Here is a 26162-nt window from a genome sequence, read left to right as displayed (position 1 = left end):
AAGCGGACGGGCCGGCAGGTGCCGGCGAGCGGGAGTCAGGCGCGCCAACGCCAACGGGCCAGGGCCTTGATGACTTTCATCCAGAATTTGCCAGTGACCACCACGTTGTTATCTCTGCTTTGCGGGGCTTTAAGGTCCGCCAACGTTATCCCAGTGTCAGTGACTAAGCAACCAGGCAGCAGGCGGCGCAGATCGTCGATCACCAAGCTGGGGGATTCTTCATCGATGGGACGGCCATGGTTGTAGCCATAGCTCAGGCCGACGCATTTGACCCCGGCCGCCTTGGCTGCCAGCACGTCACTGCGCGAATCGCCGATGAACAGCGACTGCTCAGGCGCGACACCGGCCATCTTCATGACGAACAGCAAGGCCGCAGGGTCGGGCTTCTTCTGTGGCAGGGTGTCGCCACCGATGATCCAGCGGAAATAGCGGCCGATCTTCATCTGGTCGAGCAGGGGCGCGACGAAGCGCTCCGGCTTGTTGGTGATCAGCGCCATTTCCACACCCTGCTTGCTCAGCCAGCGCAGGGTGTCGCGCACACCGGGGTAGACGACGGTCAGTTCATGGCTTTCGGCATAGGCCTCCATGAACAGGGCCAGGGCACGCTCGGCCAGTTCGTCATCCACGGTGTCGTGCTCGATGCCACCGGCCAGCGCCCGGCGTACCAGGACCTGGGCTCCGTTGCCCACCCAGTGGCGCACGGCATCAAGCCCGGCAGGCGAGCGCCCGAGTTCGAGCAGCATGCGGTCGACGGCTGCAGCCAGGTCGGGTACCGAATCGATCAGAGTGCCATCCAGATCGAACATCACCAGCCTGGGCAGCGTCCCCGGGAACAGCTGCTCGAAGCCGCTCATGCGCGGGCCAGCGCCATTTCGGCACGCATCTTGTCGATGACTTCCTTGTAGTCCGGGGCGTTGAAGATCGCCGATCCCGCCACGAAGGTGTCAGCGCCGGCAGCGGTGATCTCGCGGATGTTGTTGACGTTGACGCCGCCGTCGATCTCCAGGCGGATATCCCGGCCGCTGGCATCGATCAGGGCGCGGGCTTCGCGCAGCTTGTCGAGGGTGCCAGGGATGAACTTCTGCCCGCCGAAGCCTGGGTTGACGCTCATCAGCAGGACCATGTCGACCTTGTCCATCACGTACTTCAGGGCGTCCAGGCTGGTCGCCGGGTTGAACACCAGGCCGGCCTTGCAGCCGCCGTCGCGGATCAACTGCAGCGAGCGGTCGATGTGCTGCGACGCTTCCGGGTGGAAGGTGATGTAGGTGGCGCCGGCCTCGATGAAGTCGCCGATGATGCGGTCGACCGGGCTGACCATCAGGTGCACATCGATCGGCGCGGTCACGCCGTACTTGCGCAGCGCGCTGCAGACCATCGGGCCGATGGTCAGGTTGGGGACGTAGTGGTTGTCCATGACATCGAAGTGGACGATGTCGGCCCCGGCGGCCAGAACCTTGTCGACGTCCTCGCCCAGGCGGGCGAAATCGGCGGAAAGAATGGAGGGGGCAATAGCGTAGGGCTGCATGGCGCACCTGTTGGCAGAAATCACGGTGGCGCGCATTGTAACCCAGGGAAGCGGATCGGGGCTGATTGGTATCAAGGATGCGCCGCAACCCGTTCCCCGTAGGAGCCGGCCTTGCCGGCGAACACCGGCATAGCCGGTGCACCTCACCGCGGTGCCTGGTTCGCCGGCGAAGCCGGCTCCTACAGGGGAGGTGATGAAACCGTCCTGTCGTCAGCCCGGCTGCTGGGTTCTCAACTTCTCGCTACGCCCACGCAGCCACTCCAGGGTCAGCAGCAGGATCACCGAGAACGCGATCAGCAAGGTGGCCGCCGCCGCGATGGTCGGGCTCAGGTTCTCGCGAATGCCGCTGAACATCTGCCGTGGCAGGGTCGCCTGCTCCGGGCCGGCGAGGAACAGTGTCACAACCACCTCATCGAACGAAGTGGCAAAGGCGAACAGCGCCCCGGAGATCACGCCCGGCGCAATCAGCGGCAATGTCACCCGACGGAAGGTCAGCACTGGCGAAGCCCCGAGGCTGGCCGCCGCACGCACCAGGTTGTAGTTGAAACCCTGTAGCGTGGCCGACACGGTGATGATCACGAACGGCACGCCCAACACCGCATGCACCAGGATCAGCGAGACGAAGCTGTTGCCCATGCCCAGCGGCGCGAAGAACAGGTAGCTGGCCACGCCAATGATCACCACCGGCACCACCATCGGCGAGATCACCAGCGCCATCACCAGCGACTTGCCGGGGAAGTCACCCCGGGTCAGGCCGATCGAGGCCAGGGTGCCAAACACCATGGCCAGCACCGTGGCCGCCGGGGCGACGATGATGCTGTTCTTCAGTGCGCGCATCCACTCGGCGGAGCCGAAGAAGTCCTGGTACCAGTGCAGCGAGAAGCCCTGCAGCGGATAGACCAGGAAGCTCCCGCTGTTGAACGACAGCGGCACGATGACCAGCACCGGCAGCACCAGGAACAGCAAAATCAGGCCGCACAGGATGCGCAGGCTGTAGAACCACACCCGTTCCACGGGCGACATGTAGGGGCTCAGCATGACAAGGCTCCTCAGCTCAGGCGCAGGCGGCTGGCGCCGACCAGCCAGCTATAGATCAGGTACAGCAACACGGTCGCCAGCAGCAACAGCCCGCCCAGCGCGGTGGCCATGCCCCAGTTGATGCTGGTGTTGGTGTAGAAGGCGACGAAGTAGCTGACCATCTGGTCGTTCGGGCTGCCCAGCAGCGCCGGGGTGATGTAGTAACCGATGGCCAGGATGAACACCAGCAGGCAACCGGCGCCGACACCGGCGTAGGTCTGCGGGAAGTACACCCGCCAGAAGCTGGCGAAGGGGTGGCAACCGAGGGAGATCGCCGCGCGCATGTAGCTGGGCGAGATGCCCTTCATCACGCTGTACAGCGGCAGGATCATGAACGGCAGCAGGATATGCACCATCGAGATGTACACGCCGGTGCGGTTGAACACCAGCTCCAGCGGCTGGTCGATGATGCCCATCGCCATCAGCGCGCTGTTGATCAGGCCACCCGACTGCAGCAGCACGATCCACGCGGCCACCCGTACCAGGATCGAAGTCCAGAACGGCAGCAGCACCAGGATCATCAGGAGGTTGCTCTGCCGGGTCGGCAGGTTGGCCAGCAGGTAGGCCAGGGGGTAGGCCAGCACCAGGCAGATCATGGTGATCACTACGCCCATCCACAGGGTGCGGGCGAAGATGTCGAGATAGATGGCCTGGTCGGGGGTAGCCTTGGCCAGTTCGCCCAGGTCGTCGATACGGTGATCCAGCGCGGCCAGCAGGTAGAACGGCGTGACGCTGCTGGTGTTGCGACGGATCGCCTGCCAGTAGGCAGGGTCGCCCCAGCGCTCGTCGAGCGTCTGCAAGGCATCTTTATAGGAGGCGGGCTCTTCCTTGAACGGCAGCGCCCGCGCGGTCTTGGCCAGCAGGCTGCGGTAGCCGGCCAGTTCCATGTTCAGGCGCTTGGAAAGATCGCCCAGGGTCTGGTTCTTGCGCGACTCGGCCAGGTCCTGGCTCAGGGCCTTGTAGACCTCCTCGCCGGGCAGGCTCTTGCCATCCCACTGCGTCACTGCTTCAACGGTACGCGGCAGGCCGCCAACCACCTCGGGGTTGCCGACGCTCTTGTACAGCAGTGCCGCGATGGGCACCAGGAACACCAGCAGGAGGAACAGCGCCAGCGGCGCGATCAACGCCTGGGCCTTCCAGCGGTTGACCCGCTCGGCATGCTTGAGGCGCTGCTTGAGGCTCGGACCTGCGCCTTCTTTGATTGGCATTGCAATGGCCATGACGAACTCCGGTAAACGGGAAAAAGGCTGTTCGCCGGCAAGCCGGCTCCTACGGATGGATTACGCTTTCCTGTAGGAGCCGGCTTGCCGGCGAACCACCGCGCAACGGCCCGCGACTACTTCTTCGCCGCCCAGGCGTTGAAGCGTTGCTCCAGCTGTTCGCTGTTGTCGGCCCAGAAGGCCACGTCGATCTGCACCTGGTTGGCGATGTTCTCAGGCGTGGTCGGCATGTCCTTCTTCACAGCGTCCGCCAGCAACGGGACGGCCTTGGAATTGGCCGGGCCGTAGGCGATGTTCTCGGAGTAGGTCTTCTGTTGTTCAGGCTGCACGGTGTAGGCAATGAACTTCTTCGCTTCTTCCACATCCTTGGCGCCTTTCGGAATGGCCCAGGCGTCGAAGTCGTAGATGCCACCGTTCCACACCACCTTGAGGTTGCTCTCTTTCTGCACCGCGGCGATGCGGCCGTTGTAGGCCGAGCTCATGACCACGTCGCCCGAGGCCAGGTACTGCGGCGGCTGGGCGCCAGCTTCCCACCACTGGATGCTGGGCTTGAGTTCATCGAGTTTCTTGAAGGCGCGGTCCTGGCCTTCCTTGGTGGCCAGCACCGAGTAGACGTCTTTCGGCGCGACACCGTCGGCCATCAGGGCGAACTCGAGGGTGTACTTGGCGCCCTTGCGCAGGCCGCGCTTGCCCGGGAATTGCTTCGTGTCCCAGAAATCGGCCCAGCTGGTGGGCGCGCTCTTGAGTTTGTCGGCGTTGTAGGCCAGCACCGTGGACCAGACGAAGAAGCCCACGCCGCAGGGCTGGATGGCACCTTTGACGTAGTCGCTTTCGTTGCCGAACAGCGCCGGGTCTAGCTCCTCGAACATGCCTTCGTCGCAGCCACGCGCCAGCTCCGGCGACTCCACCTCGACCAGGTTCCACGACACGCTGTTGGTGTCGACCATGGCTTTGACCTTGGCCATCTCGCCGTTGTACTCACCAGCGACGATCTTGCCCTTGCCGGCCTTCTCCCATGGCTCGTAGAACGCCTTGACCTGGGCCGCCTTGTTCGCGCCACCAAACGACACCACGGTCAGGTCCGCGGCCAGCACCTGGCCGGCGGCGAACAGCCCCAGGGCCAGGGCGGTCAGTTTCAACTGCTTGCGCATTATTATTCTCTCCACAGTACAGGGTTGGTGAAGCAAACCATCAATGGGCTTCGGTAATCGGATCGAGCGCGCGGGCGTGCTCCACCTCCCAGCCCAGCGGTACCACATCGCCCACGGCCAGGGCCGGGTCGAGCTCGGCGATCGGCTGCTTCACGAAGAAGTCGGCCTTGCCGCAGACTTCCAGGCGCACTCGCACGTGGTCGCCCAGGTAAATGAATTCGGCCACGCGACCGGAGAAACGGTTGATGCAGTTTTCGCTGTGACCGTTGAGGCGCACGCGTTCGGGGCGAATCGACAGGGTGACCGGCTCACCGGCCTGGCCAACGTTCACCGCCAGCGCCTCGACCCGCTCGCCACGGGCCAGCTGCACCTGGCAGCGCTTGCCGTCGCTGGCCAGCAGGGTGCCGTTGATGCGGTTGTTCTCGCCGATGAAGTTGGCGACAAAGGTGTTGCAGGGTTCTTCGTAGAGGGTACGCGGGTCAGCGATCTGCTGGATCTCGCCCTGGTGGAACACGGCCACCCGGTCGGACATGGTCAGCGCCTCGCCCTGGTCGTGGGTCACGTACACCACGGTCACGCCCAGGCGCTGGTGGATGTGCTTGATCTCCATCTGCATGTGTTCGCGCAGTTGCTTGTCCAGCGCGCCGAGCGGTTCGTCCATCAGCACCAGCTGCGGCTCGAACACCAGGGCCCGGGCCAACGCCACGCGCTGCTGCTGGCCACCGGACAGCTGGCCGGGGTAGCGCTTGGCAAAGGCATCGAGCTGAACCATGTTGAGCACGCGCTTGACCCGCTCGCTGATGTCGGTCTTGCTCAGGTTGCGCACGGTCAGCGGGAAGGCCAGGTTCTCGGCCACGGTCATGTGCGGGAACAGCGCGTAGTTCTGGAACACCATGCCGATGTCGCGCTTGTGCGGCGGCACGTTGTTGATCGAACGCCCGGCCAGCTGGATCTCGCCGGCGGTCGGGGTTTCGAAGCCGGCCAGCATCATCAGGCTGGTGGTCTTGCCCGAGCCGGACGGCCCGAGCAGGGTGAGGAACTCGCCCTTGCGGATATCGAGATTGAGGTCTTTGACGATCAGCGATTCGCCGTCGTAGCTCTTCTGCACGCCCCGGAAGCTGACCAGCGTCTCGCTGGCCGCGTTCGAATTCGCCTCGCTCATGCCTGTACCTTCTTGTTGGAATGACTGCATGGCTAGAAGCGTAGAAGAGGCGCGAAGCCCCGGAAATCGGGGGCGCTGAGAGAATATCATCATCCGGATGGAAGACTTGCTGTAGGGATCGCCCTACAACGATGGCGTTTTCAGGCAACTCGATCCCTGTAGGAGCGGCTTCAGCCGCGATCACCCGCTAAGCGGGTGCCAGAGACAGCGGTACCTGCATCGCGGCTAAAGCCGCTCCTACGGTGAGACTGCGTAACAACCATTGTCGCAACCAGAACACTCACACCAGCTTGTGCTCCATGGCGTACTTCACCAGTTCCGCCAGCGAGTTGACCTTGAGCTTCTGCATCAAGCGCGCCTTGTGGGTGCTGATGGTCTTGCTCGACAACGCCAGCTGTTGGGCGATGTCGTTGACGTTGGCACCCTGGGCCAGGCGCTCGAACACCGAGAACTCACGCTCCGACAGCAACGTATGCAGCGGTCGGGTCTCGGTCAGGCCTACCTCGAACACCATGCGGTCGGCCAGGGCCGGGTCGATGTAGCGCCCGCCCCCGGCCACCCGGCGAATGGCGGTGAGCAGCAGCGCCGGGTCGCTGTCCTTGGTGGCATAGCCCGCGGCGCCGGCCTTCAGCGCCCGGGCCGCCATCTGCGCCTCGTCGTGCATCGACAGCATCAGGATCGCGGGCGGATTGTTCAGCGCGCGGATCCGCGGGATCGCCTCCAGGCCATTCACACCCGGCATTGAGATGTCCAGCAACACCACCTCACAGGGCGTGTGACGCAATGTCTCCAGCAACTGCTCGCCGTTACCCGCCTCGCCCGCCACCTGCATGTCCCTGGCCAGGCCGATCAACTGCTTGATGCCTTCCCGGACGATGGTGTGGTCTTCCGCCACCAGCACTCGAATCACGATCGTTTTCTCCTACACCAAAGGAATCGCCACGCTCAGGCTGGTGCCCTCGCCAGGCTCGCTGTCCAGGCTCATGCTGCCGCCCAGCATCAGCACACGCTCACGCACACCCACCAGGCCGAATGAAGTCGGCCGCGCCTCGCCCGGCGCGAAGCCTTTACCATCGTCGATGACCGTCAAGCGCAGTTGCCCCCCCTCGCGCACGAGTTCAATCTGCACCGTGTGCGCCTGGGCGTGGCGCATCACATTGGTCAGCGCCTCCTGGAGGATGCGGAACAGCCCGGTGGCCTTCGCATCACTCAAGGGTGGCAGATTGTCCGGTACCTGCACCAGGCAGGGGATCTGCGTGCGCGCCTCGAAACGCCGGGCCTGCCACTCGATGGCCGAGGCAATGCCAGCGTCGAGGATCGGCGGACGCAAGGCGGTGGCCACATCGCGCACCAATTGGAACAGCTGGGCGATCAGGCGTTTCATGCTGGCCAGCCGCTCGTTGAGCCCGGTGTCCAGCTCACCGTAGGCCAGCTCGCACATCGACACTTCCAGCTTGAGCACCGTGAGCATCTGCCCCAGTTCGTCGTGCACTTCGCGGGCGATACGTGCTTTTTCTTCTTCGCGCACGCTCTCCAGATGCGCCGACAGCTCGCGAAGCTGTTCCTGGGAGCTGGCCAGCGCAAGTTCCGCCTGCTTGCCCTGGGTGATGTCCCAGACCACCCCGTCCCAGACCATGCGCCCATCGGCCAGGCGGCGGATGGTGGCCTTGATGTCGGCCCAGCGCTGTTTGCCTTCACGCGTCAGGATCCGTCCTTGCCAGGACCAGTCTTGGTCAGTCGCCAGGGCCAGGTCCTGAACCCGGTGGTAGTCGCCGCGATCCTCCGGATGGACCAAATTGCGCAGCCCCATCTGCGGGTGCTGGATGGCCGCCGGGGTATAGCCGACGAGGGCCTCGCTGCCCTCGCTGATGTAGGGAAACTCTGGGTCGCCTTCGGCCGGGTCGCGCTCGAGGCGGAACACCAGCCCCGGTACATTGCCGGCGATACCCTTGAGGCGCGCTTCGCTTTCGCGCAGTTCGGCCAGGGCTCGGCGGCGCTCGGTGACATCGGAGAGAAACACCACCAGGTACTCGGCATCGCGAAAACGCAGAAACGACAGCGACAGGTCCACTGGCAACGGGCTACCGTCGGCACGCACACATTGGCTCTCGAACTGCAGCTCCCCGCCCTCGCCGCTGCGCGCCCGCTTCCACAGTGCCAGCCAGCGATCCATGCTCAGGCTGGGTTCGATGTCGCTCAGCGGCCGCTCGATCAGCGCCCCCTCGTCGAACCCGAGCATGCGCTCGGCCGCGTGGTTGGCGTAACGGACGTGGCTGTCCCAGTTGACCCAGAAGATGCCAACCGTGCTCTGGTCGATGGAGAACTGGCTCAGGCGCAGCGCCTCTTCCCGCACCTGGCGCTCGACCAGCGTCTCGCGGGTCGCCAGCAAGGCCCGCTCCACCCCCCGCTGCTGGCGACGCTGCCACACCAGCGTGGCCAGGGCGCAGAGCAGCAACAGGCCGAACAACAGCGCGAGGTTCTGCCAGAAACCGGCCGACTCGGAAAAGCGTGGGTACTTGGGTTGCAACCAGCGTTGATGCAGTTGCTCCAGGCGCTTGGCCGGCATTGCCTGCAGGCCGCGCTCCAGGATGTCGGCGAGCATCGGCCAGTCTCGTCGCGAGCCGATCCGCAGCAGCTGGGGCAAGCCGATGTCGCCCACAACGGCCAGCTCACTGAATTCGCTTTCGCGGGAGAGACGGCTGAGTTGCGCTTCATCGAGCACGGCGAAACTCGCCTGACCGCCCAGTACCAGCTGCAATGCCTCCCGCTCGCTGGGCACGCCTTGCAGGTTGAGGTTGGTGTAGTTGCCACGCAGGTAATCGGCCAACCGGGAGGGCATGCGCACCGCGACCCGGTCATTGGCGGTCAACTTCTCCAGTTCCACCGCCACCGCGCCACTGCGCAGCCCCACCACCAACTGCGGCACACGCATGTATGGGTCGCTGAACAACCAGTTGCGCAGGCTGGCAGGGGTCTGGGCAAGCCCTGGGGCGAAATCGATCTCGCCCGCCTGCAAGGCATGCTCCAAGGCCGCATCGTCAGCGAAGCCGCGCCAGGTCAGGTCGAGCCTGAGCGCCTGGGCCAACTCGTCCACCAGATCGACATTCGCGCCGTAGTATTGCTGGAGACGGCGATCGAATTGCGCATAGGGTGCTTGCAGCACGAAACCGACACGCAAGCCGCGGTGCTCGTCCAGCCATTGCTGCTGGGCAGGCTCCAGCACAACCGCCGGGGGCACCTGCGGCCTTGCCAGCGCAATCAAGGGTAGACACAACCAGCCGATAACCCACAGGCAACGCACTCGCTTCATCTATACGCTCGTCTTGGCAAGGATGGCCACCTGGCGTGGCCGTCGCGGGCAAATACTATTAGGCTGCCGGTATCATTCTGGCCTTGGGTTGGTTCATGTTCACACTTTATCGCACGACGCTGGCAATCTTCTGTCTGGCCTCGCTCCTGCCCCTCGGCGCTCAAGCCGCCGACACCGAAAAAACAGAGGCTGCCACCGAGGCCGCCGCACCTACGCCGCGCCCAGCACTCGCCGAGCGCAGCCAGGACGACGCCCTGGCCCTCGAACGCCAGGCGCCCAAGGCCGAGCAACAGACCTTGCAGGCCAATGGCGAGAACTTCCTGGCACTGTGGAAACCCGCCAACGACAGCGACCCGAAGGGCGCCGTGATCATCGTCCCGGGCGCGGGTGAAACAGCCGACTGGCCGAATACCGTCGGCCCGCTGCGCCGAGGCTTCCCGGACGTGGGCTGGCACACCTTGAGCCTGAGCCTGCCGGATCTGCTGGCCGAACGCCCGCAGGCACGAGTCGAGGCCAAGCCGGCTGCCGCCGCGCAAAAGCCCGAGGGAGAGTCGGCACCGGCCAAAGACACGCCTGCGGACGCCAACGCCAACGTCGCCCAGGCCACCGCCCCCGAGGTGGACGCCGCCGAGAGCACCGACGCAGTCGAAGCCGACGAACACAGCGACCAGGCCGATGCCGAGCGGATCTTCGCCCGCCTTGACGCCGCCGTGGCCTACGCACAACAGCAGAAGGCGCGCAGCATCGTCTTGCTGGGCAATGGCAGTGGCGCTTACTGGGCCGCGCGCTACCTCAGCGAGAAGCAGCCGCCACAGGTGCAGAAACTGGTAATGGTCGGCGCGCAGACGCCGGCACGGGTCGAGCAGGACCTGCAAAGCCTGACACCGACCCTGAAAGTACCGACCGCCGACATCTATTTCGCCGGCCGCCCCCAGGACAACCAGGCCGCCCAGCAGCGCCTGCAAGCGAGCAAGCGGCAGAAGAACAGCCAGTATCGCCAGGTGTCGCTGATGGCCATGCCGGGTAACAAAGCGGCAGAGCAGGAACAACTGCTGCGCCGGGTGCGCGGGTGGCTGACGCCCAAGGAAGAGTGAAGCACCTTGCGGGGTATTCGGAATTCACGTCTGCCCCTGTAGGAGCGGCCTTGAGCCGCGATAGGGCCGCCTTGCGGCCCTGGCGATCTTTGCTCAGTACTGAAACCTGGGGCTGCTACGCAGCCCTTTCGCGGCTCAAGGCCGCTCCTACAGGGATCGTGCAAGGTTTGACGTTGCGATCCCTGGCTAGATACCCCGCCGCTTGCGGATCAGGGCAAAGGCCTGGTGCAGCTCGCGCGTCAGCTCGGTCGCCTCGCGCACCTTCGCCTCGCTGGCCCCACTGCCCACCAGCTTGTCCGGGTGATGCCGGCTCAACAGGCGACGATAGGCTTGTTTCACTTGGTTGGCATCGGTATCCGGCTCCACGCCCAGCAGCCGCAGGGCTGCCGCATAGGTCATCGTGCCGCCGTCGAGCGACGCCTTGCGCGGCTCATACTCCAGCGACAATGCCTGAACCTGGCCGCGACTGAGCCCCAACTGCTCACCCCAGCCCAGCAGCAGGTCACGCTCATGCCGCCCCACCTTGCCATCGGCCCAGACCATCCGCCAGCAGGCGCGCAAAGTACCTTCCGCGGCATGGGGCTGCTGCTTGATCCGCCGCAGGTGATGCCCCAACCGATCCTTACCCGCCTTGCCACGGTTGAACGCAGCAATGGCGCGCCGTCGTGCAGGTTCCGCCAGGTCGAGACGGGTCATCTCCTGGCGGGCCTGCTGGATATGCCCCTCGGCCACCCGACCATCGCTCTTGGCCAGGCGCCCCAACAGCACGAACAGCAGTTCGTCATCACGCAGCGCAGGGCGACCGCCCAGACGCTCGCGCATATCGTCCCATCCCTGAAGACGCAGGCGCCGATCCATGGCCTGGCCCAGTAGCGCCCCGAGCAATGCCCCAGGGATGCTGGCCACGGCAAAACCGGCCCCGGCACCAATCACTGTGCTTGGCCACCACATTTCAGGTATTCGCTCCGATCAGGCGCTCGACATCGGCCAGACGCTCCAGGGTGCCGACATCGACCCACTGCCCGCTGAAATGCTCGCCGCTCACTTGCCCATCGGCCATGGCCTTGCGCAGCAAGGGCGCCAGTTTGAAGGCGCCCGCCTGGCACCCCTCGAACAGCGCGGGGTCGAGCACGGAAATGCCACTGAAGGTCAGCGTGCCCGGGCTATCGTCGCCATCGACCACTTGCCCATCCTGCAGGCGGAAGTCACCGCGACCGTGATGCCCGGGGTTTTCGACCAGCACCAGGTGCGCCAGGCCCGACAATGGCGCATTCAACGACCGGAAGTCGTAATCCGTCCAGATATCGCCGTTGACCAGCAGGAACGGAGCATCACCCAGCAGAGGCAGGGCCTTGAAGATTCCGCCCCCGGTTTCCAGGGGCTCGCCTTCCGGCGAATAGCGGATGTTCAGCCCGAAACGGCTTCCATCCCCGAGATGGTCCTCGATCTGCTGGCCAAGCCAGGCGTGGTTGATGACGACATCGGTGATACCGGCCCGGGCCAGTGCCTCGAGGTGATACTCGATCAGTGGCTTGCCGGCGGCAGGTACCAGTGGCTTGGGTGTATGCAGGGTCAACGGGCGCATGCGCTCGCCCTTGCCCGCGGCGAGAATCATCGCCTTCATGGGCGCGCCTCGCCCTTGAGTTCGGCGATCAGTTGCCCCAGCTCGGCCAGTTCAGGACGCCGGGCGATCACTTCATCTATATAGGTGAAGAACCGTGGCACGTCCGCCAGGTAACGCGGCTTGCCGTCGCGGTGGCAGATGCGCGCGAAGATACCGATCACCTTGAGGTGACGCTGCACGCCCATCAAGTCGCTGGCACGGTGGAACACCTCGAAATCGTCCTGGACCGGGATGCCCGCAGCCCGCGCCTTTTCCCAATAATTGCGCAACCAGCCTTCGACACGCGCCTGGGGCCAGCTGAGGAAGGCATCCTTGAACAGGCAGGTGATGTCATAGGTGACCGGGCCGTAGACCGCATCCTGGAAGTCCAGCACACCAGGGTTGGGGGCACTGTGCATCAGGTTGCGCGGCATGTAGTCGCGGTGCACCAGCACCTTGGGCTGGGCCAGGGCGCTATCGATCAGTTGCTGGCTCACCCGTTGCCAGCTGGCTTGCTGGGCCTCGCTCAGTTGCAGGCCGAGCGCCCGGCCGACGTACCACTCGGGGAACAACTCCAGCTCACGGCGCAGCAGCGCAACATCGTAGCTGGGCAGCGGTGCGTCCATCGGCAGGCGTTGGAAGGCCAGCAATGCCTCGATGGCATCGGTAAACAAGGCGTCGGCGTTGTCCGGGTCGATGATGTCCAGGTAGGTCTGGCGCCCCAGGTCGCCCAGCAACAGGAAGCCGCGTTCCAGGTCCTGGCCGTGGATCACCGGGACGTTGACCTTGGCACTGGCCAGCAGATGGTCGATATCGACGAATGGCTGGCAGTTTTCCTGGGGAGGCGGGGCGTCCATGATCACGAAGCTGCGGCCGGCGCCCTCCCATCGGAAGTAGCGGCGGAAACTCGCATCGCTACTGGCGGCGGTCAGGCTGCCTGCCGGCACCTCGCCCCAGGCGTTGTCGCGGAACAGGGTCTCGAGCGGCCCGGCGAGCCAGGCGGTCAGTTGTTGCAGGCGTACATCGTGATCGGGCATTACAAGGGTTCTCCGACGGCCCTAGCCGTCAAGCGGGTCATGCTTTATTATCCAGCATCTTTTTCAGACCATCGAGAGGCGTGCGGCCCCCACACGCGGGCAGATGGCACGCAGGAAGCCCGGACTAATAAGATGGCATTGAAATCCCCCGCGTTTCGTAGAAAGTTTCCGTTGCTGGTGACTGGCGGTCTGCTGGCACTGCAACCCCTGGCCACCTCGTACGTGGTAGCGGCCGAGCAGTTCGACTGCCAAGTGTCCGCTGCCGGCGGCTGGGACTGCAAGCCCAAGGCCACAGGCAACCTGCCGCCACGCCCGGTGCACCCAGGCGCTGCCGCCGCAAGCTCGGGTGCTGAAGCACCGGGCGAGGCTGGCGAGGCGCAGGCCGAAAAACCAATGCTGGTCACCGAGTCGAAAGGCCGCGCTCTTAAGTCGCGCAGCGAAGACTACAGCCATCTGGACTGGGTACCGCGCGAGAAGCTTACCGCTGCACAACTGGCCGAGACCGGTCCTTACTGCGGCGGCGCCTACATCGAGCCGACCCGCCCGGGCATGAACGACACCACGCCCAAGGACGAGTCGCCCACCTACATCAACGCCAAGGTCTCCAAGTACCAGCAAGAGCAGCAAATCGCGACGCTCGCCGGTGACGTGGTCATGCGCCAGGGCAGCATGCAGGCCGAGGCCGACGAAGCCAACCTGTATCAGGCCGAGAACCGTGGCGAGCTCAAAGGCAACGTCAAGATCCGCGACAACGGCTCGCTGGTGGTCGGCGACGAGGCGCAGATCCAGCTCGACACCGGCGAAGCCCGGGTCGACAACGCCGAATATGTGATGCATAAGTCGCACATCCGCGGCAACGCCCTGTACGCCAAACGTGCCGAAAACGCCATCATCCGCCTCAAGGACGGTACCTATACCACCTGTGAGCCGGGCAGCAACGCATGGCAGCTCAAGGGCAACAACATCACCCTGAACCCGGCCACCGGTTTCGGTACCGCGACCAACGTGACGCTGCGGGTCAAGGATTTCCCGGTGTTCTACACACCGTACATCTATTTCCCGATCGACGACCGTCGCCAGTCCGGCTTCCTGCCACCTTCGTTCAGCTCCAGCGGCGATAGTGGCTTCATGCTGGTCACACCGTACTACTTCAACCTGGCACCCAACTACGATGCCACGTTGTACCCACGCTACATGGCCAAGCGCGGCTTGTTGATGGAAGGCGAGTTCCGCTACCTGACCAAGTCCAGCGAAGGCCAGTTCGGCGGTGCGTATCTCAGTGACGAGAGCGATGACCGCAAGCTGCAGACGGACTACAAGAAAGAACGCTGGATGGTCAACTGGCAGCACAAGGGCGGTCTGGACGAGCGCCTGATGGCCGAAGTGGACTACACCGACATCAGTGATCCGTTCTACTTCCAGGATCTGGAATCGGATCAGATCGGTGTGGAGAAGAAAGACTACGTCAACCAACGGGGCGCGCTCACCTATCGTGGTGACAGCTATACCGCTGGTTTGAATGTCCATGCCTACGAAATGGCGACCATTTCGCAGATCACTCCGTATGACAGGCTGCCACAGGTCACCTTCAACGGGATGTTGCCTTACCATCCGGGCGGGCTCGACTTCAGCTATGAAACCGAAGCCGTACGCTTCGACCGCGACCTGAAGAATGACCTTGTGTTCAACAAGGATGGCCAACCCGACGGCTCGCTGGGTTATGTATACGATTCAAATGGCAACATCATCGGCGGTCGCCGCATCGATGAAAGTGTCAGTGGTATTGCCCGCGCCAACGGTACTCGCTTGAATGCGGCACCTGCGATCAGCCTGCCGATGGAGGCCAGCTATGGTTTCCTGACACCAAAACTGAAGTACGTCTACACCCACTACGATCTTGACCTGGACAGCCAGGGCAAGCAGCAAGCGATTGCCCAGTCGGCAAACCCAGCCTATGGCAGTTACAACAGCACGCTGAACCGCGACATCCCGGTCTTCAGCGTCGACAGCGGGCTTTACTTCGACCGGAAAACGCAACTGTTCGGCACGAATTATCGCCAGACACTCGAACCGCGCCTGTTCTATCTGTACGTCCCCTACAAGGACCAGAAAGATATTCCGCTCTTCGACAGCGGCGAAACCTTGTTCAACTATGCCTCGCTGTTCCGCGACAATCGCTTCGCTGGCACTGACCGCATCGGCGATGAAAACAAGTTGTCACTCGGCGTGACCAACCGCTGGGTCGAAGACAATGGTTTCCAACGCCAACGCTTCAGCATCGGCCAGGCCTATTACTTCAAGGATCGCAAGGTCCAGTTGCCAGGCATCGACTACCGCACCCGCAAGGACAGCCTGTCGGATGTCTCCCCGTACGCGCTCGAATACGAGTACGCCTTCAACCGTGACTGGCGCTTCAACTCGGACTTCAACTGGGATCCGGACAGCCGCAGCACCCGCTCGGGCAGCGCGATGTTCCACTACCAGCCTGAAGACAACCCGAACAAGATCGTCAACCTCGGTTATCGCTATCGCAATGACACGATCACCTATGACTCCCTGACCGGTGTCTGGAAAGTGGGCGGCGGCAGCTATGGTACGAAGGGCCAGCCGGGCTACATCGAGGACTACTACAAGATCCAGCAGCACGACTTCTCGGTCATCTGGCCGATCGTGCCGCAATGGAGTGTCATCGCACGCTGGCAGCATGACTACAACCGCAACCGCACCCTGGAAGCCATGGGTGGTTTCGAGTATGACAACTGCTGCTGGAAACTGCGTCTGATCAACCGCTACTGGATGGACTACGACGACTTCAGCCAGGCCACCCCAAGCAACGAGAAGGGTGACCATGGCATCTTCCTGCAAGTCGTGCTCAAGGGCCTCGGCGGTGTAGTGGGCAACAAGGTCGAGTCGTTCCTGGACCAAGGCATTCAAGGTTATCGTACACGTGAAGACCAAGCTTATTGATCGTCTGCGCCCGCTAATGCTGGGCGCCGCTTTACTCAGTGGCGCGGCGCATGCCGCACCGCAGCCCCTGGACCGTGTAGTGGCCATCGTCGACAACGACGTGGTCATGCAGAGCCAGCTGGACCAGCGTGTGCACGAAGTGCAGCAAACCATCGCCAAGCGTGGCGGTGGCGTGCCACCGGCAGGTGCGCTGGAGCAGCAGGTGCTGGAGCGCCTGATCGTCGAGAACCTGCAACTGCAGATCGGCGAGCGCTCGGGTATCCGCATCACCGACGAGGAACTGAACCAGGCCGTCGGCACCATTGCCCAGCGCAATGGCATGTCGCTGGAGCAGTTCCGCGCCGCCCTGGCCCACGACGGCCTGTCGTACGACGACGCCCGCGAGCAGATCAAGCGCGAGATGATCATCAGCCGCGTGCGTCAGCGTCGGGTGGCCGAGCGCATCCAGGTTTCCGAGCAGGAAGTGAAGAACTTCCTCAACTCGGACCTGGGCAAGATGCAGCTCTCGGAAGAGTACCGCCTGGCCAACATTCTCATCCCGACCCCGGAAAGCGCCAACTCCGACGCGATCCAGGCAGCAGCTCGCCAAGCGGGCGACGTCTACCAGCAACTCAAGCAAGGTGCCGACTTCGGTCGCCTGGCCATCGCGCGCTCGGCCAGCGAGAACGCCCTGGAAGGCGGCGAGATGGGCTGGCGCAAGGCCGGCCAGCTGCCACCTGACTTCGCCAAGATGCTCAGCAGCATGGCTACCGGTGACATCACCCAGCCAATCCGCATCCCCAACGGCTTCATCATCCTCAAGCTCGAGGAGAAGCGCGGTGGCGAAAGCAGTGTGCTGCGCGACGAAGTGCACGTACGCCACATCCTGATCAAGCCCAGCGAGATCCGCAGCGACAAGGCCACCGAGCAGTTGGCCGAACGCCTGTACGACCGGATCAAGAACGGTGAAGACTTCGGCGAACTGGCGAAGAGTTTCTCGGAAGACCCGGGTTCGGCGCTCAACGGTGGCGACCTCAACTGGGTCGACCCGAACAGCCTGGTGCCGGAGTTCCGCGAGCAGATGGCCAACGCCCAGCAAGGCGAAGTCACCCGCCCGTTCCGTACCCAGTACGGCTGGCACGTGCTTGAAGTGATGGGCCGCCGCGCCACCGACAGCACTGCTCAGGCACGCGAGCAGCAGGCCATGAACGTTCTGCGCAACCGCAAGTACGACGAAGAGCTGCAGACCTGGCTGCGCCAGATCCGTGACGAAGCCTACGTTGAAATCAAGCTGCCTGGCGCCGACCAGGCCGGCCAGTGAAGCCCCTGCGCTTCGCCGTTACACCCGGTGAACCAGCCGGCATAGGCCCCGACCTGTGCCTGCTGCTCGCCGCCGAGGCCCAGCCCCATCCTCTGATCGCCATCTCCAGCCGTGACCTGCTCGTCGAGCGGGCCACGCAGCTGGGGCTGGCCGTCGACCTGCGCCCAGTCACGCCTGGCAGTTTCCCGGATCACCCGGCCCCCGCCGGAAGCCTGTACGTCTGGGACACTCCCCTGGCCAAGCCAGTGGTGGCCGGGCAACTGGACAAGGCCAACGCTGCCTTCGTCCTGGAGACCCTCACCCGCGCCGGCCAAGGCTGCCTCAACGGTGATTTCGCCGGCATGATCACCGCCCCGGTACACAAGGGCGTGATCAACGAGAGCGGTATCGCCTTCTCCGGGCACACCGAGTTCCTCGCCGACCTCACCCATACCGCGCAAGTGGTCATGATGCTGGCGACACGAGGCCTGCGCGTGGCACTGGTGACCACTCACCTGCCCCTGCGCGACATCGCCGATGCCATCACCCCCGAACGCCTCGAGCGCGTCACCCGCATCCTGCATGCGGACATGCGCGACAAGTTCGGCATCGACAACCCACGCATCCTGGTCTGCGGGCTCAATCCGCACGCCGGGGAAGGCGGCCACCTTGGCCGCGAAGAAATCGATATCATCGAGCCCGCCCTGGAGCGCCTGCGCCAGGAAGGCATGGACCTGCGCGGACCACTGCCGGCCGATACCCTGTTTACCCCCAAATATCTGGAGCACTGCGACGCGGTGCTGGCGATGTACCACGACCAGGGCCTGCCCGTACTCAAGTACAAGGGCTTCGGCGCCGCGGTCAACGTGACGCTGGGCCTGCCGATCATCCGCACGTCGGTCGACCACGGCACTGCCCTGGACCTGGCCGGCAGCGGCCGGATCGACACCGGCAGCCTGCGCGTCGCCCTGGAAACCGCCTACCAGATGGCCGAGAACCGACCATGAACGAGCACTACCAACACCGGGCGCGCAAGCGCTTCGGCCAGAACTTCCTGCATGACGCCGGAATCATCGACCGCATCCTGCGGGCGATCAACGCCAAGGCCGGCGAACACCTGCTGGAAATCGGCCCTGGCCAGGGCGCGCTCACCGAAGGCCTGCTGGGCAGCGGCGCACAGCTGGACGTGGTGGAGCTGGACAAGGACCTGGTGCCGATCCTGCAACACAAGTTCGCCGGGCGCGGCAATTTCCGCCTGCACCAGGGCGACGCCCTGAAGTTCGACTTCAACCAGCTGGGCGTGCCGGAGTACAGCCTCAAGGTGGTGGGCAACTTGCCCTACAACATCTCGACACCGCTGATCTTCCACCTGCTGGCCCACGCCAACCTGATCCGCGACATGCACTTCATGCTGCAGAAGGAAGTGGTCGAGCGCATGGCCGCAGGCCCGGGTGGTGGGGACTGGGGTCGCCTGTCGATCATGGTCCAGTACCACTGCCGCGTGGAGCACCTGTTCAACGTAGGCCCCGGTGCGTTCAACCCACCACCGAAAGTGGACTCGGCCATCGTGCGCCTGGTCCCCCACGAGGTGCTGCCGCACCCGGCCAAGGACCCGCTGCTGCTCGAGCGCGTGGTACGCGAAGCCTTCAACCAGCGCCGCAAGACCCTGCGCAACACGCTCAAGGGCCTGCTCGACAGCCAGGCCATCGAGGCTGCCGGCGTCGATGGCAGCCTGCGCCCCGAGCAGCTGGACCTGGCCGCATTCGTGCGCCTGGCCGACAAGCTGGCCGAACAGCAGGGCTAATCGCCTACTGTTCGCCGGCAAGCCGGCTCCTACAGGCTAATGTAGGAGCAGGCTTGCCGGCGAACGGGGCCCGTAGCCCCCTGCACCGCTGGCCCTCCCCCCCGCCAATGGCCTAGACTGCATTATTGCGTCAGTTCGCCCAAGGCCCTTGCATGTCCGACCCCCGCTACCAGATCGACGTCAGCGTCGTGACCCGCTACCTCAAAGATCAATCCGACCCCGAGAACGACCGTTTCGCCTTCGCCTATACCATCACCGTGCAGAACAACGGCACGGTGAAAGCCAAGCTGATGTCCCGGCACTGGCTGATCACCAACGGCGATGGCGAAGTCGAGGAAGTCCGCGGCGCGGGCGTGATCGGCCAGCAACCGCTGATTGAGCCCGGCCAGAGCCACACCTACAGCAGCGGCGCGGTGATCAGCACCCGCGTCGGCACCATGCAGGGCAGCTACCAGATGTTCGCCGAGGACGGTAAGCGCTTCGACGCCACCATCGCACCGTTCCGCCTGGCCGTGCCCGGAGCACTGCACTGATGGCCACCTACGCGGTCGGCGACCTGCAAGGTTGCCTGCAGCCACTCAAGTGCCTGCTCGAACGCGTGCGCTTCAACCCTGCGGTCGACCGCCTGTGGCTGGTAGGCGACCTGGTCAACCGCGGCCCGGAGTCGCTCGAAACCCTGCGCTACCTCTATTCGATTCGTGATTCGCTGGTCTGCGTGCTGGGCAACCACGACCTGCACCTGCTGGCCGCCTGGCACAACGTCGAACGGCTGAAGAAAAGCGACACCCTGCGCGAAATCATCGAGGCCCCGGACGCCGACCAACTGTTCGACTGGCTGCGTCGGCAGAAGCTGCTGCACTACGACGAGCCACGCGGCATTGCCATGGTCCATGCCGGCATCCCACCGCAGTGGACGCTGGGCAAGGCTTTGGAACTGGCTGCCGAAGTCGAGGAAGTGCTGCGCGACGATAGCCGGCTCAAGCTGTACCTGGATGGCATGTACGGCAACGAACCCAACAAGTGGAGCAAGGACCTGGCCGGCGTCGAACGCCTGCGAGTGATCACCAACTACTTCACCCGCATGCGCTTCTGCACCGCCGCCGGAAAGCTCGACCTCAAGAGCAAGGAAGGGCTGGAGAGCGCGCCCAAGGGCTACAAGCCCTGGTTCGACCACCCGGACCGCCGCTCGCGGCACGTGAAGATCATCTTCGGCCACTGGGCCGCCCTCGAAGGCCGCGTCGACGTACCGGGCGTGATTGCCCTGGACACCGGTTGCGTCTGGGGTGGCGCGATGACCCTGTACAACGTCGACAGTGGCGAATATCACCGCTGCGACTGCACCCGCGAGGGCACCCCTCGCCCCGCAGCACTCAATAACGATCAGCCCTGAAGGAACCGCACCCATGAGCGAATTCAAGCGTATCAGCCCCGAGCAAGCCCTCGCCCTGCGTGCCGAGGGTGCGGTCGTGGTCGACATCCGCGACCCGCAAGCCTATGCCGCCGGCCACATCACCGGCGCCACTCATCTGGACAACCACTCGGTGGCCGACTTCATCCGCAACGCCGACCTCGACGCGCCTACACTGGTTGTCTGCTACCACGGCAATTCCAGCCAGAGCGCCGCCGCCTACCTCGTCGGCCAGGGCTTCTCCAACGTCTACAGCATCGACGGTGGCTTCGAGCTGTGGCGCAGCACCTACCCAGGCGAGACGGCCCAGGGCAGCGCCGAATAACTTTTTTTCATTTTTCCTGCAGCCCGCGCTCCGTGCGGGCTCGCGCCAGACCTGACGAACGGTCGTAGGCGTCTTCTTGGCTCCCCGCCCTTGACCTTGCGTATAACCAACTATCCTTAAGCCCAGGCCATCCAAAAAAAGGGGAGAGCCGGTACACCGGCGTGCGGGTCATCGGTAGCGTTTCAAGGTGTTCTGGGGGGTATACAGCAATCGGCAAGCCCGGTTGCATGCCAGCATCAGCTGACTGATCCGGCGTCGTCTCAACGTATCGAGCGAGGTGACGTCATGAGCATTTTTAGCCACTTCCAACAGCGTTTCGAATCTACTCGGCAGGAAGAACTCTCCCTGCAGGAGTACCTCGAACTGTGCAAGCAAGATCGCAGTGCCTATGCCTCGGCGGCCGAGCGGCTGTTGATGGCCATCGGTGAACCCGAGCTGATCGACACCTCCAGCAACTCCAGGCTGTCGCGGATCTTTTCCAACAAGGTGATCCGTCGATATCCAACCTTTGCCGACTTCCACGGGATGGAAGAATGCATCGACCAGATCGTCTCCTACTTCCGTCATGCCGCTCAGGGCCTGGAAGAAAAGAAACAGATCCTCTACCTGCTGGGCCCGGTGGGCGGCGGTAAATCGTCGCTGGCCGAAAAACTCAAGCAGTTGATGGAAAAAGTTCCGTTCTACGCTATCAAGGGCTCGCCGGTGTTCGAATCGCCCTTGGGGCTGTTCAACGCCACTGAGGACGGCGCCATCCTGGAAGAAGATTTTGGGATACCGCGACGTTATCTGAACACCATCATGTCGCCCTGGGCCACCAAGCGCCTGGCGGAGTTTGGCGGTGATATCAGCCAGTTCAAGGTGGTCAAGCTCTACCCCTCTATCCTCAACCAGGTTGCCATCGCCAAGACCGAACCGGGCGACGAGAACAACCAGGATATTTCAGCCCTGGTGGGCAAGGTGGATATCCGCAAGCTCGAGGAATTTCCACAGAACGATGCCGACGCTTACAGTTACTCGGGCGCGCTGTGCCGGGCCAACCAGGGCCTGATGGAATTCGTCGAGATGTTCAAGGCACCGATCAAGGTCCTGCACCCGCTGCTCACTGCCACGCAGGAGGGCAACTACAACAGCACCGAAGGCTTGGGAGCCATCCCCTACACCGGCATCCTGCTGGCCCACTCCAACGAGTCGGAGTGGCACACGTTCCGCAACAACAAGAACAACGAAGCGTTCATCGACCGGATCTACATCGTCAAGGTCCCGTACTGCCTGCGGGTCAGCGACGAGATCAAGATCTACGACAAGTTGCTGGTCAACAGCTCGCTGGCCAAGGCCCACTGCGCGCCCGACACCCTCAAGATGCTGGCCCAGTTCACCGTGCTCTCGCGCCTGAAGGAACCGGAAAACTCCAACATCTACTCGAAGATGCGTGTCTACGATGGCGAGAACCTGAAAGACACCGACCCCAAGGCCAAGTCGATCCAGGAATACCGCGACTCAGCCGGTGTCGACGAGGGCATGAACGGCCTGTCGACGCGTTTTGCGTTCAAGATCCTGTCCAAGGTGTTCAACTTCGATCCACACGAAATTGCGGCCAACCCGGTGCACCTGCTCTATGTGCTGGAACAGCAGATCGAGCAGGAGCAGTTCCCGGCCGAGGTGCGCGAGCGCTACCTGCGTTACCTGAAGGAGTACCTGGCACCGCGCTACATCGAGTTCATCGGCAAGGAAATCCAGACTGCCTACCTCGAGTCCTACAGCGAATACGGCCAGAACATCTTCGACCGCTACGTGCTGTACGCCGACTTCTGGATCCAGGACCAGGAATACCGCGACCCGGAAACCGGCGAGATCCTCAACCGCATCGCCCTCAACGAAGAGCTGGAGAAAATCGAGAAACCGGCCGGCATCAGCAATCCGAAGGACTTCCGCAACGAGATCGTCAACTTCGTGTTGCGCGCCCGGGCCAACAACAATGGCAAGAACCCAAGCTGGCTCAGCTACGAGAAACTGCGGGTGGTGATCGAGAAAAAAATGTTCTCCAACACCGAGGACCTGCTGCCCGTCATCAGCTTCAACGCCAAGGCCAGCAAAGAAGATCAACAGAAGCACAACGACTTCGTCACCCGGATGGTGGAGCGTGGCTACACCGACAAACAGGTGCGCCTGCTGTCGGAATGGTACCTGCGGGTCAGGAAATCGCAATAACGCGGCAAGCGTCAAGCCGCAAGCTGCAAGCTGTTCAGCGCCGCCGTCAAGGTGGACGCTGCAGCTTGCCGCGGCGGTGGCTGCTCTTTCTTGCAGCTTGAAGCTTGAGGCTTGCAGCTGCATCCAGTCACCGGAGGGCCCATGAGCTACGTAATCGACCGACGCCTGAACGGCAAGAACAAGAGCACGGTCAACCGCCAGCGCTTTCTGCGGCGGTACCGCGAGCACATCAAGAAAGCCGTCGAAGAGGCCGTGAGTCGCCGCTCTATCATGGACATGGAGCATGGCGAACAGATCAGCATCCCGGGTCGCGATATCGATGAGCCGGTGCTGCACCATGGTCGTGGCGGCAAGCAGACCATCGTTCACCCCGGCAACAAGGAATTCACCGCCGGCGAACACATTGCCCGCCCTCAGGGTGGCGGCGGCGGTGGCGGGCGCGGCAAGGCCGGCAACTCCGGCGAGGGCATGGACGACTTTGTCTTCCAGATCACCCAGGAGGAGTTCCTCGAGTTCATGTTCGAGGACCTCGAACTCCCCAACCTGGTCAAGCGCCACCTGACCGGGACCGACACCTTCAAGACCGTACGCGCCGGTATCGCCAACGAAGGCAATCCCTCGCGCATCAACATCGTGCGCACCCTGCGCTCGGCCCATGCCCGGCGCATCGCGCTGACCGGCAGCAGCCGCGCCTTGTTGCGGGAAGCGCAGAAGGAGCTGGACCGGCTGAAAGTCGAAGAGCCGGACAACTTCACCGACATCCAGGAAACCGAGATCGAGATCGAACGCCTCAAGGCGCGCATCAACCGCCTGCCGTTCCTCGACACCTTCGACCTCAAGTACAACCTGCTGATCAAGCAACCCAACCCCAGCTCCAAGGCGGTGATGTTCTGCCTGATGGATGTTTCCGGCTCCATGACCCAGGCCACCAAGGACATCGCCAAGCGCTTCTTCATCTTGCTGTACCTGTTCCTCAAGCGGAACTACGACCGCATCGAGGTGGTGTTCATCCGGCACCACACCAGTGCCCGTGAAGTGGACGAAGAAGAATTCTTCTACTCCCGCGAGACCGGCGGCACCATCGTTTCCAGCGCGCTGAAAATGATGCAGGAGATCATGGCCGAACGTTACCCGGCCAGTGACTGGAACATCTACGCCGCCCAGGCCTCGGATGGCGACAACTGGAATGACGACTCGCCGATCTGCCGCGACATCCTCGCCAACCAGATCATGCCGCACGTGCAGTACTACACTTATGTCGAGATCACTCCACGCGAACACCAGGCGCTGTGGTACGAGTACGAGCGCATAGGCGAAGCCTATCCGGACACTTTCGCCCAGCAGCAGTTGGTATCGGCCGGCGATATCTACCCGGTCTTCCGTGAACTCTTCCAGCGCAGGTTAGCCACATGAGCGCCAGAGAACAGAGACGCCAACCCATTTCCGTCGGTTCGGAGTGGACGTTCGAACTGATCCAGACCTACGACCGCGAGATCAGCCGCCTGGCCGCGCGCTATGCGCTGGACACCTACCCGAACCAGATCGAAGTCATCACCGCCGAACAGATGATGGATGCCTATGCCTCCGTGGGCATGCCCCTGGGGTATCACCACTGGTCGTATGGCAAGCAGTTCCTCAGCACCGAGAAGTCCTACAGCCGTGGGCAGATGGGCCTGGCCTACGAGATCGTGATCAACTCCGACCCGTGCATCGCCTACCTGATGGAAGAGAACACCATGTGCATGCAGGCACTGGTGATCGCCCATGCCTGCTACGGCCACAACAGCTTCTTCAAGGGCAACTACCTGTTCCGCACCTGGACTGATGCCAGTTCGATCATCGATTACCTGGTGTTCGCCAAGCAGTACATCGCCCAATGCGAGGAGCGCCACGGTATCGACGCCGTGGAAGACCTGATCGACTCCTGCCACGCCCTGATGAATTACGGCGTGGACCGCTATAAACGCCCCTACCCCATCTCTGCGGAAGAGGAGCGGCGCCGCCAGAAAGAACGCGAGGAACACCTGCAACGGCAGATCAACGATCTTTGGCGCACCATCCCCAAAGGCGCGGAGAAAGGCAGCGAAAAAGATGACGCGCGCTTCCCGGCCGAGCCGCAGGAAAACATCCTTTACTTCATCGAGAAACACGCCCCGTTGCTCGAACCCTGGCAGCGCGAAGTCGTGCGCATCGTGCGCAAGATCGCCCAGTATTTCTACCCGCAGCGCCAGACCCAGGTGATGAACGAAGGCTGGGCAACGTTCTGGCACTACACGCTGATGAACGACCTCTACGACGAGGGGTTGATCACCGAAGGCTTCATGATGGAGTTCCTCCAGTCGCATACCAGCGTGGTGTTCCAACCCGGCTTCGACAGCCCGTACTACAGCGGCATCAACCCCTATGCCCTGGGCTTTGCGATGTATACCGACATCCGTCGCATGTGCGAGCACCCGACTGAGGAAGATCGCCGCTGGTTCCCGGAGATCGCCGGCAGCGACTGGCTGTCCACCATCAAGTTCGCCATGAGCAGCTTCAAGGACGAGAGCTTCATCCTTCAGTACCTCTCACCGAAGGTGATCCGCGACCTCAAGTTGTTCAGCATCCTCGACGACGACCAGCGCGACGATCTGCTGGTACCGGCGATCCACGACGAAGAGGGCTACCGGACCATCCGCGAACAGCTGGCCGCCCAGTACAACCTGGGCAACCGCGAGCCCAACGTGCAGATCTGGAGCATCGACCGTCGTGGCGACCGCTCCCTGACCCTGCGCCACCAGCAACACAACCGCAAACCACTGGGCGACTCCACCGACGAAGTGCTCAAGCACCTGCACCGCCTGTGGGGCTTCGACATCCACCTGGAAACCGTGCAAGGCGACCAGGTCATGAAGACCCACCACATGCCGCCCCGCAGCGAGCATGGCGAGGCCGGTGAATACGGACGCATGGACCTGGCCGTGGTTCATCACCTCTGACCCTCCTCCATGCG

Annotated in this window: 22 protein-coding genes; 11 read left to right on the top strand and 11 right to left on the bottom strand. The window is 63.2% G+C overall.

The window, feature by feature from the left end; all coding sequences use genetic code 11:
- Positions 1 to 35: 35 nt before the first annotated feature.
- The 8 genes from NGM28_RS22555 to NGM28_RS22520 all read right to left on the bottom strand — a co-directional run bounded on the left by NGM28_RS22555 (position 36) and on the right by NGM28_RS22520 (position 9445).
- Positions 36 to 854, bottom strand: coding sequence for a phosphoglycolate phosphatase (locus NGM28_RS22555; RefSeq protein ID WP_252091546.1), 819 nt, complete (start codon positions 852 to 854; stop codon positions 36 to 38).
- Positions 851 to 1525: a ribulose-phosphate 3-epimerase gene (gene rpe, locus NGM28_RS22550; RefSeq protein WP_252091545.1), complete on the bottom strand. Its 675-nt coding sequence runs from the start codon at positions 1523 to 1525 to the stop codon at positions 851 to 853. The genes NGM28_RS22555 and rpe overlap by 4 nt, the downstream gene beginning before the upstream one ends.
- Before the next feature lie 210 nt (positions 1526 to 1735).
- Positions 1736 to 2563, bottom strand: coding sequence for an ABC transporter permease (locus NGM28_RS22545; RefSeq protein ID WP_240063883.1), 828 nt, complete (start codon positions 2561 to 2563; stop codon positions 1736 to 1738).
- Between the two features lie 11 nt (positions 2564 to 2574).
- On the bottom strand, positions 2575 to 3822 hold the full coding sequence (locus NGM28_RS22540; protein ID WP_240063884.1) for an ABC transporter permease: 1248 nt from the start codon (positions 3820 to 3822) through the stop codon (positions 2575 to 2577).
- A 116-nt stretch (positions 3823 to 3938) separates the two neighbouring features.
- On the bottom strand, positions 3939 to 4973 hold the full coding sequence (locus tag NGM28_RS22535; RefSeq protein ID WP_240063885.1) for an ABC transporter substrate-binding protein: 1035 nt from the start codon (positions 4971 to 4973) through the stop codon (positions 3939 to 3941).
- 40 nt (positions 4974 to 5013) lie between these two features.
- Positions 5014 to 6135 (bottom strand): ABC transporter ATP-binding protein, encoded by a 1122-nt coding sequence (locus NGM28_RS22530; protein WP_252091543.1) that lies wholly within the window; start codon positions 6133 to 6135, stop codon positions 5014 to 5016.
- Between the two features lie 280 nt (positions 6136 to 6415).
- Positions 6416 to 7048, bottom strand: a complete 633-nt coding sequence (locus tag NGM28_RS22525) for a response regulator (RefSeq protein ID WP_240064082.1) — start codon at positions 7046 to 7048, stop codon at positions 6416 to 6418.
- A gap of 9 nt (positions 7049 to 7057) precedes the next feature.
- Positions 7058 to 9445, bottom strand: coding sequence for a PAS domain-containing sensor histidine kinase (locus NGM28_RS22520; RefSeq protein ID WP_252091541.1), 2388 nt, complete (start codon positions 9443 to 9445; stop codon positions 7058 to 7060).
- A 95-nt stretch (positions 9446 to 9540) separates the two neighbouring features.
- Here NGM28_RS22520 and NGM28_RS22515 point away from each other — a divergent pair, with 95 nt between their 5' ends.
- Positions 9541 to 10539, top strand: a complete 999-nt coding sequence (locus NGM28_RS22515; protein WP_252091539.1) for an alpha/beta hydrolase family protein — start codon at positions 9541 to 9543, stop codon at positions 10537 to 10539.
- Positions 10540 to 10725: 186 nt separating this feature from the next.
- Here NGM28_RS22515 and NGM28_RS22510 read toward each other — a convergent pair whose 3' ends face one another.
- From NGM28_RS22510 to NGM28_RS22500, 3 genes are read right to left on the bottom strand one after another with little or no spacing between them, the layout of a single operon-like run.
- The gene (locus tag NGM28_RS22510; protein WP_240063889.1) at positions 10726 to 11490 is read right to left on the bottom strand and encodes a TerB family tellurite resistance protein; all 765 of its coding nucleotides are present in this window, start codon (positions 11488 to 11490) and stop codon (positions 10726 to 10728) included.
- A 1-nt stretch (position 11491) separates the two neighbouring features.
- On the bottom strand, positions 11492 to 12163 hold the full coding sequence (murU, locus tag NGM28_RS22505; protein WP_240063890.1) for an N-acetylmuramate alpha-1-phosphate uridylyltransferase MurU: 672 nt from the start codon (positions 12161 to 12163) through the stop codon (positions 11492 to 11494).
- On the bottom strand, positions 12160 to 13179 hold the full coding sequence (locus NGM28_RS22500) for an aminoglycoside phosphotransferase family protein (RefSeq protein ID WP_252091538.1): 1020 nt from the start codon (positions 13177 to 13179) through the stop codon (positions 12160 to 12162). The genes murU and NGM28_RS22500 overlap by 4 nt, the downstream gene beginning before the upstream one ends.
- 132 nt (positions 13180 to 13311) lie before the next feature.
- On the opposite strand from NGM28_RS22500, the gene NGM28_RS22495 reads away from it, so the two are divergent.
- The 10 genes from NGM28_RS22495 to NGM28_RS22450 all read left to right on the top strand — a co-directional run bounded on the left by NGM28_RS22495 (position 13312) and on the right by NGM28_RS22450 (position 26148).
- A complete protein-coding gene (locus NGM28_RS22495) occupies positions 13312 to 16146 on the top strand; it encodes an LPS-assembly protein LptD (RefSeq protein ID WP_240063892.1) in 2835 nt (944 codons plus the stop codon).
- Positions 16127 to 17446: a peptidylprolyl isomerase SurA gene (surA, locus tag NGM28_RS22490; protein WP_252091536.1), complete on the top strand. Its 1320-nt coding sequence runs from the start codon at positions 16127 to 16129 to the stop codon at positions 17444 to 17446. Before NGM28_RS22495 ends, surA begins: the two co-directional genes overlap by 20 nt.
- Positions 17443 to 18432, top strand: coding sequence for a 4-hydroxythreonine-4-phosphate dehydrogenase PdxA (gene pdxA / locus NGM28_RS22485; protein WP_252091534.1), 990 nt, complete (start codon positions 17443 to 17445; stop codon positions 18430 to 18432). The genes surA and pdxA overlap by 4 nt, the downstream gene beginning before the upstream one ends.
- The gene (gene rsmA / locus NGM28_RS22480) at positions 18429 to 19229 is read left to right on the top strand and encodes a 16S rRNA (adenine(1518)-N(6)/adenine(1519)-N(6))-dimethyltransferase RsmA (RefSeq protein WP_252091532.1); all 801 of its coding nucleotides are present in this window, start codon (positions 18429 to 18431) and stop codon (positions 19227 to 19229) included. Before pdxA ends, rsmA begins: the two co-directional genes overlap by 4 nt.
- Positions 19230 to 19381: 152 nt before the next feature.
- On the top strand, positions 19382 to 19762 hold the full coding sequence (gene apaG / locus NGM28_RS22475; RefSeq protein WP_011531838.1) for a Co2+/Mg2+ efflux facilitator ApaG/CorD: 381 nt from the start codon (positions 19382 to 19384) through the stop codon (positions 19760 to 19762).
- Entirely contained in the window at positions 19762 to 20619 is an 858-nt protein-coding gene (locus NGM28_RS22470; RefSeq protein ID WP_252091530.1) for a symmetrical bis(5'-nucleosyl)-tetraphosphatase, read from the top strand. The genes apaG and NGM28_RS22470 overlap by 1 nt, the downstream gene beginning before the upstream one ends.
- Before the next feature lie 13 nt (positions 20620 to 20632).
- Positions 20633 to 20962: a thiosulfate sulfurtransferase GlpE gene (gene glpE / locus NGM28_RS22465; RefSeq protein ID WP_240063896.1), complete on the top strand. Its 330-nt coding sequence runs from the start codon at positions 20633 to 20635 to the stop codon at positions 20960 to 20962.
- Between the two features lie 285 nt (positions 20963 to 21247).
- Positions 21248 to 23170, top strand: a complete 1923-nt coding sequence (locus NGM28_RS22460) for a PrkA family serine protein kinase (RefSeq protein WP_240063897.1) — start codon at positions 21248 to 21250, stop codon at positions 23168 to 23170.
- 141 nt (positions 23171 to 23311) lie between these two features.
- The gene (locus NGM28_RS22455) at positions 23312 to 24583 is read left to right on the top strand and encodes a YeaH/YhbH family protein (protein ID WP_213659292.1); all 1272 of its coding nucleotides are present in this window, start codon (positions 23312 to 23314) and stop codon (positions 24581 to 24583) included.
- Complete coding sequence (locus NGM28_RS22450) at positions 24580 to 26148, top strand: SpoVR family protein (protein WP_252091528.1); 1569 nt, start codon at positions 24580 to 24582, stop codon at positions 26146 to 26148. Before NGM28_RS22455 ends, NGM28_RS22450 begins: the two co-directional genes overlap by 4 nt.
- Positions 26149 to 26162 lie beyond the last annotated feature (14 nt).

Source organism: Pseudomonas sp. MWU13-3659, assembly GCF_023757525.1.
GTDB classification, from domain to species: Bacteria; Pseudomonadota; Gammaproteobacteria; order Pseudomonadales; family Pseudomonadaceae; genus Aquipseudomonas; species Aquipseudomonas entomophila_E.
The sequence above is the reverse complement of the archived record's forward strand: the minus strand, read 5'-3'. Positions and strand labels throughout refer to the sequence as shown.

Coding starts and splice junctions, on each gene's coding strand:
- NGM28_RS22555 (WP_252091546.1), bottom strand. CDS start 854: ATGAGCGGCTTCGAGCAGCTGTTCCCGGGGACGCTGCCCAGGCTGGTG.
- rpe (WP_252091545.1), bottom strand. CDS start 1,525: ATGCAGCCCTACGCTATTGCCCCCTCCATTCTTTCCGCCGATTTCGCC.
- NGM28_RS22545 (WP_240063883.1), bottom strand. CDS start 2,563: ATGCTGAGCCCCTACATGTCGCCCGTGGAACGGGTGTGGTTCTACAGC.
- NGM28_RS22540 (WP_240063884.1), bottom strand. CDS start 3,822: ATGGCCATTGCAATGCCAATCAAAGAAGGCGCAGGTCCGAGCCTCAAG.
- NGM28_RS22535 (WP_240063885.1), bottom strand. CDS start 4,973: ATGCGCAAGCAGTTGAAACTGACCGCCCTGGCCCTGGGGCTGTTCGCC.
- NGM28_RS22530 (WP_252091543.1), bottom strand. CDS start 6,135: ATGAGCGAGGCGAATTCGAACGCGGCCAGCGAGACGCTGGTCAGCTTC.
- NGM28_RS22520 (WP_252091541.1), bottom strand. CDS start 9,445: ATGAAGCGAGTGCGTTGCCTGTGGGTTATCGGCTGGTTGTGTCTACCC.
- NGM28_RS22515 (WP_252091539.1), top strand. CDS start 9,541: ATGTTCACACTTTATCGCACGACGCTGGCAATCTTCTGTCTGGCCTCG.
- NGM28_RS22510 (WP_240063889.1), bottom strand. CDS start 11,490: ATGTGGTGGCCAAGCACAGTGATTGGTGCCGGGGCCGGTTTTGCCGTG.
- murU (WP_240063890.1), bottom strand. CDS start 12,163: ATGAAGGCGATGATTCTCGCCGCGGGCAAGGGCGAGCGCATGCGCCCG.
- NGM28_RS22500 (WP_252091538.1), bottom strand. CDS start 13,179: ATGCCCGATCACGATGTACGCCTGCAACAACTGACCGCCTGGCTCGCC.
- NGM28_RS22495 (WP_240063892.1), top strand. CDS start 13,312: ATGGCATTGAAATCCCCCGCGTTTCGTAGAAAGTTTCCGTTGCTGGTG.
- rsmA (WP_252091532.1), top strand. CDS start 18,429: ATGAACGAGCACTACCAACACCGGGCGCGCAAGCGCTTCGGCCAGAAC.
- apaG (WP_011531838.1), top strand. CDS start 19,382: ATGTCCGACCCCCGCTACCAGATCGACGTCAGCGTCGTGACCCGCTAC.
- NGM28_RS22470 (WP_252091530.1), top strand. CDS start 19,762: ATGGCCACCTACGCGGTCGGCGACCTGCAAGGTTGCCTGCAGCCACTC.
- glpE (WP_240063896.1), top strand. CDS start 20,633: ATGAGCGAATTCAAGCGTATCAGCCCCGAGCAAGCCCTCGCCCTGCGT.
- NGM28_RS22460 (WP_240063897.1), top strand. CDS start 21,248: ATGAGCATTTTTAGCCACTTCCAACAGCGTTTCGAATCTACTCGGCAG.
- NGM28_RS22455 (WP_213659292.1), top strand. CDS start 23,312: ATGAGCTACGTAATCGACCGACGCCTGAACGGCAAGAACAAGAGCACG.
- NGM28_RS22450 (WP_252091528.1), top strand. CDS start 24,580: ATGAGCGCCAGAGAACAGAGACGCCAACCCATTTCCGTCGGTTCGGAG.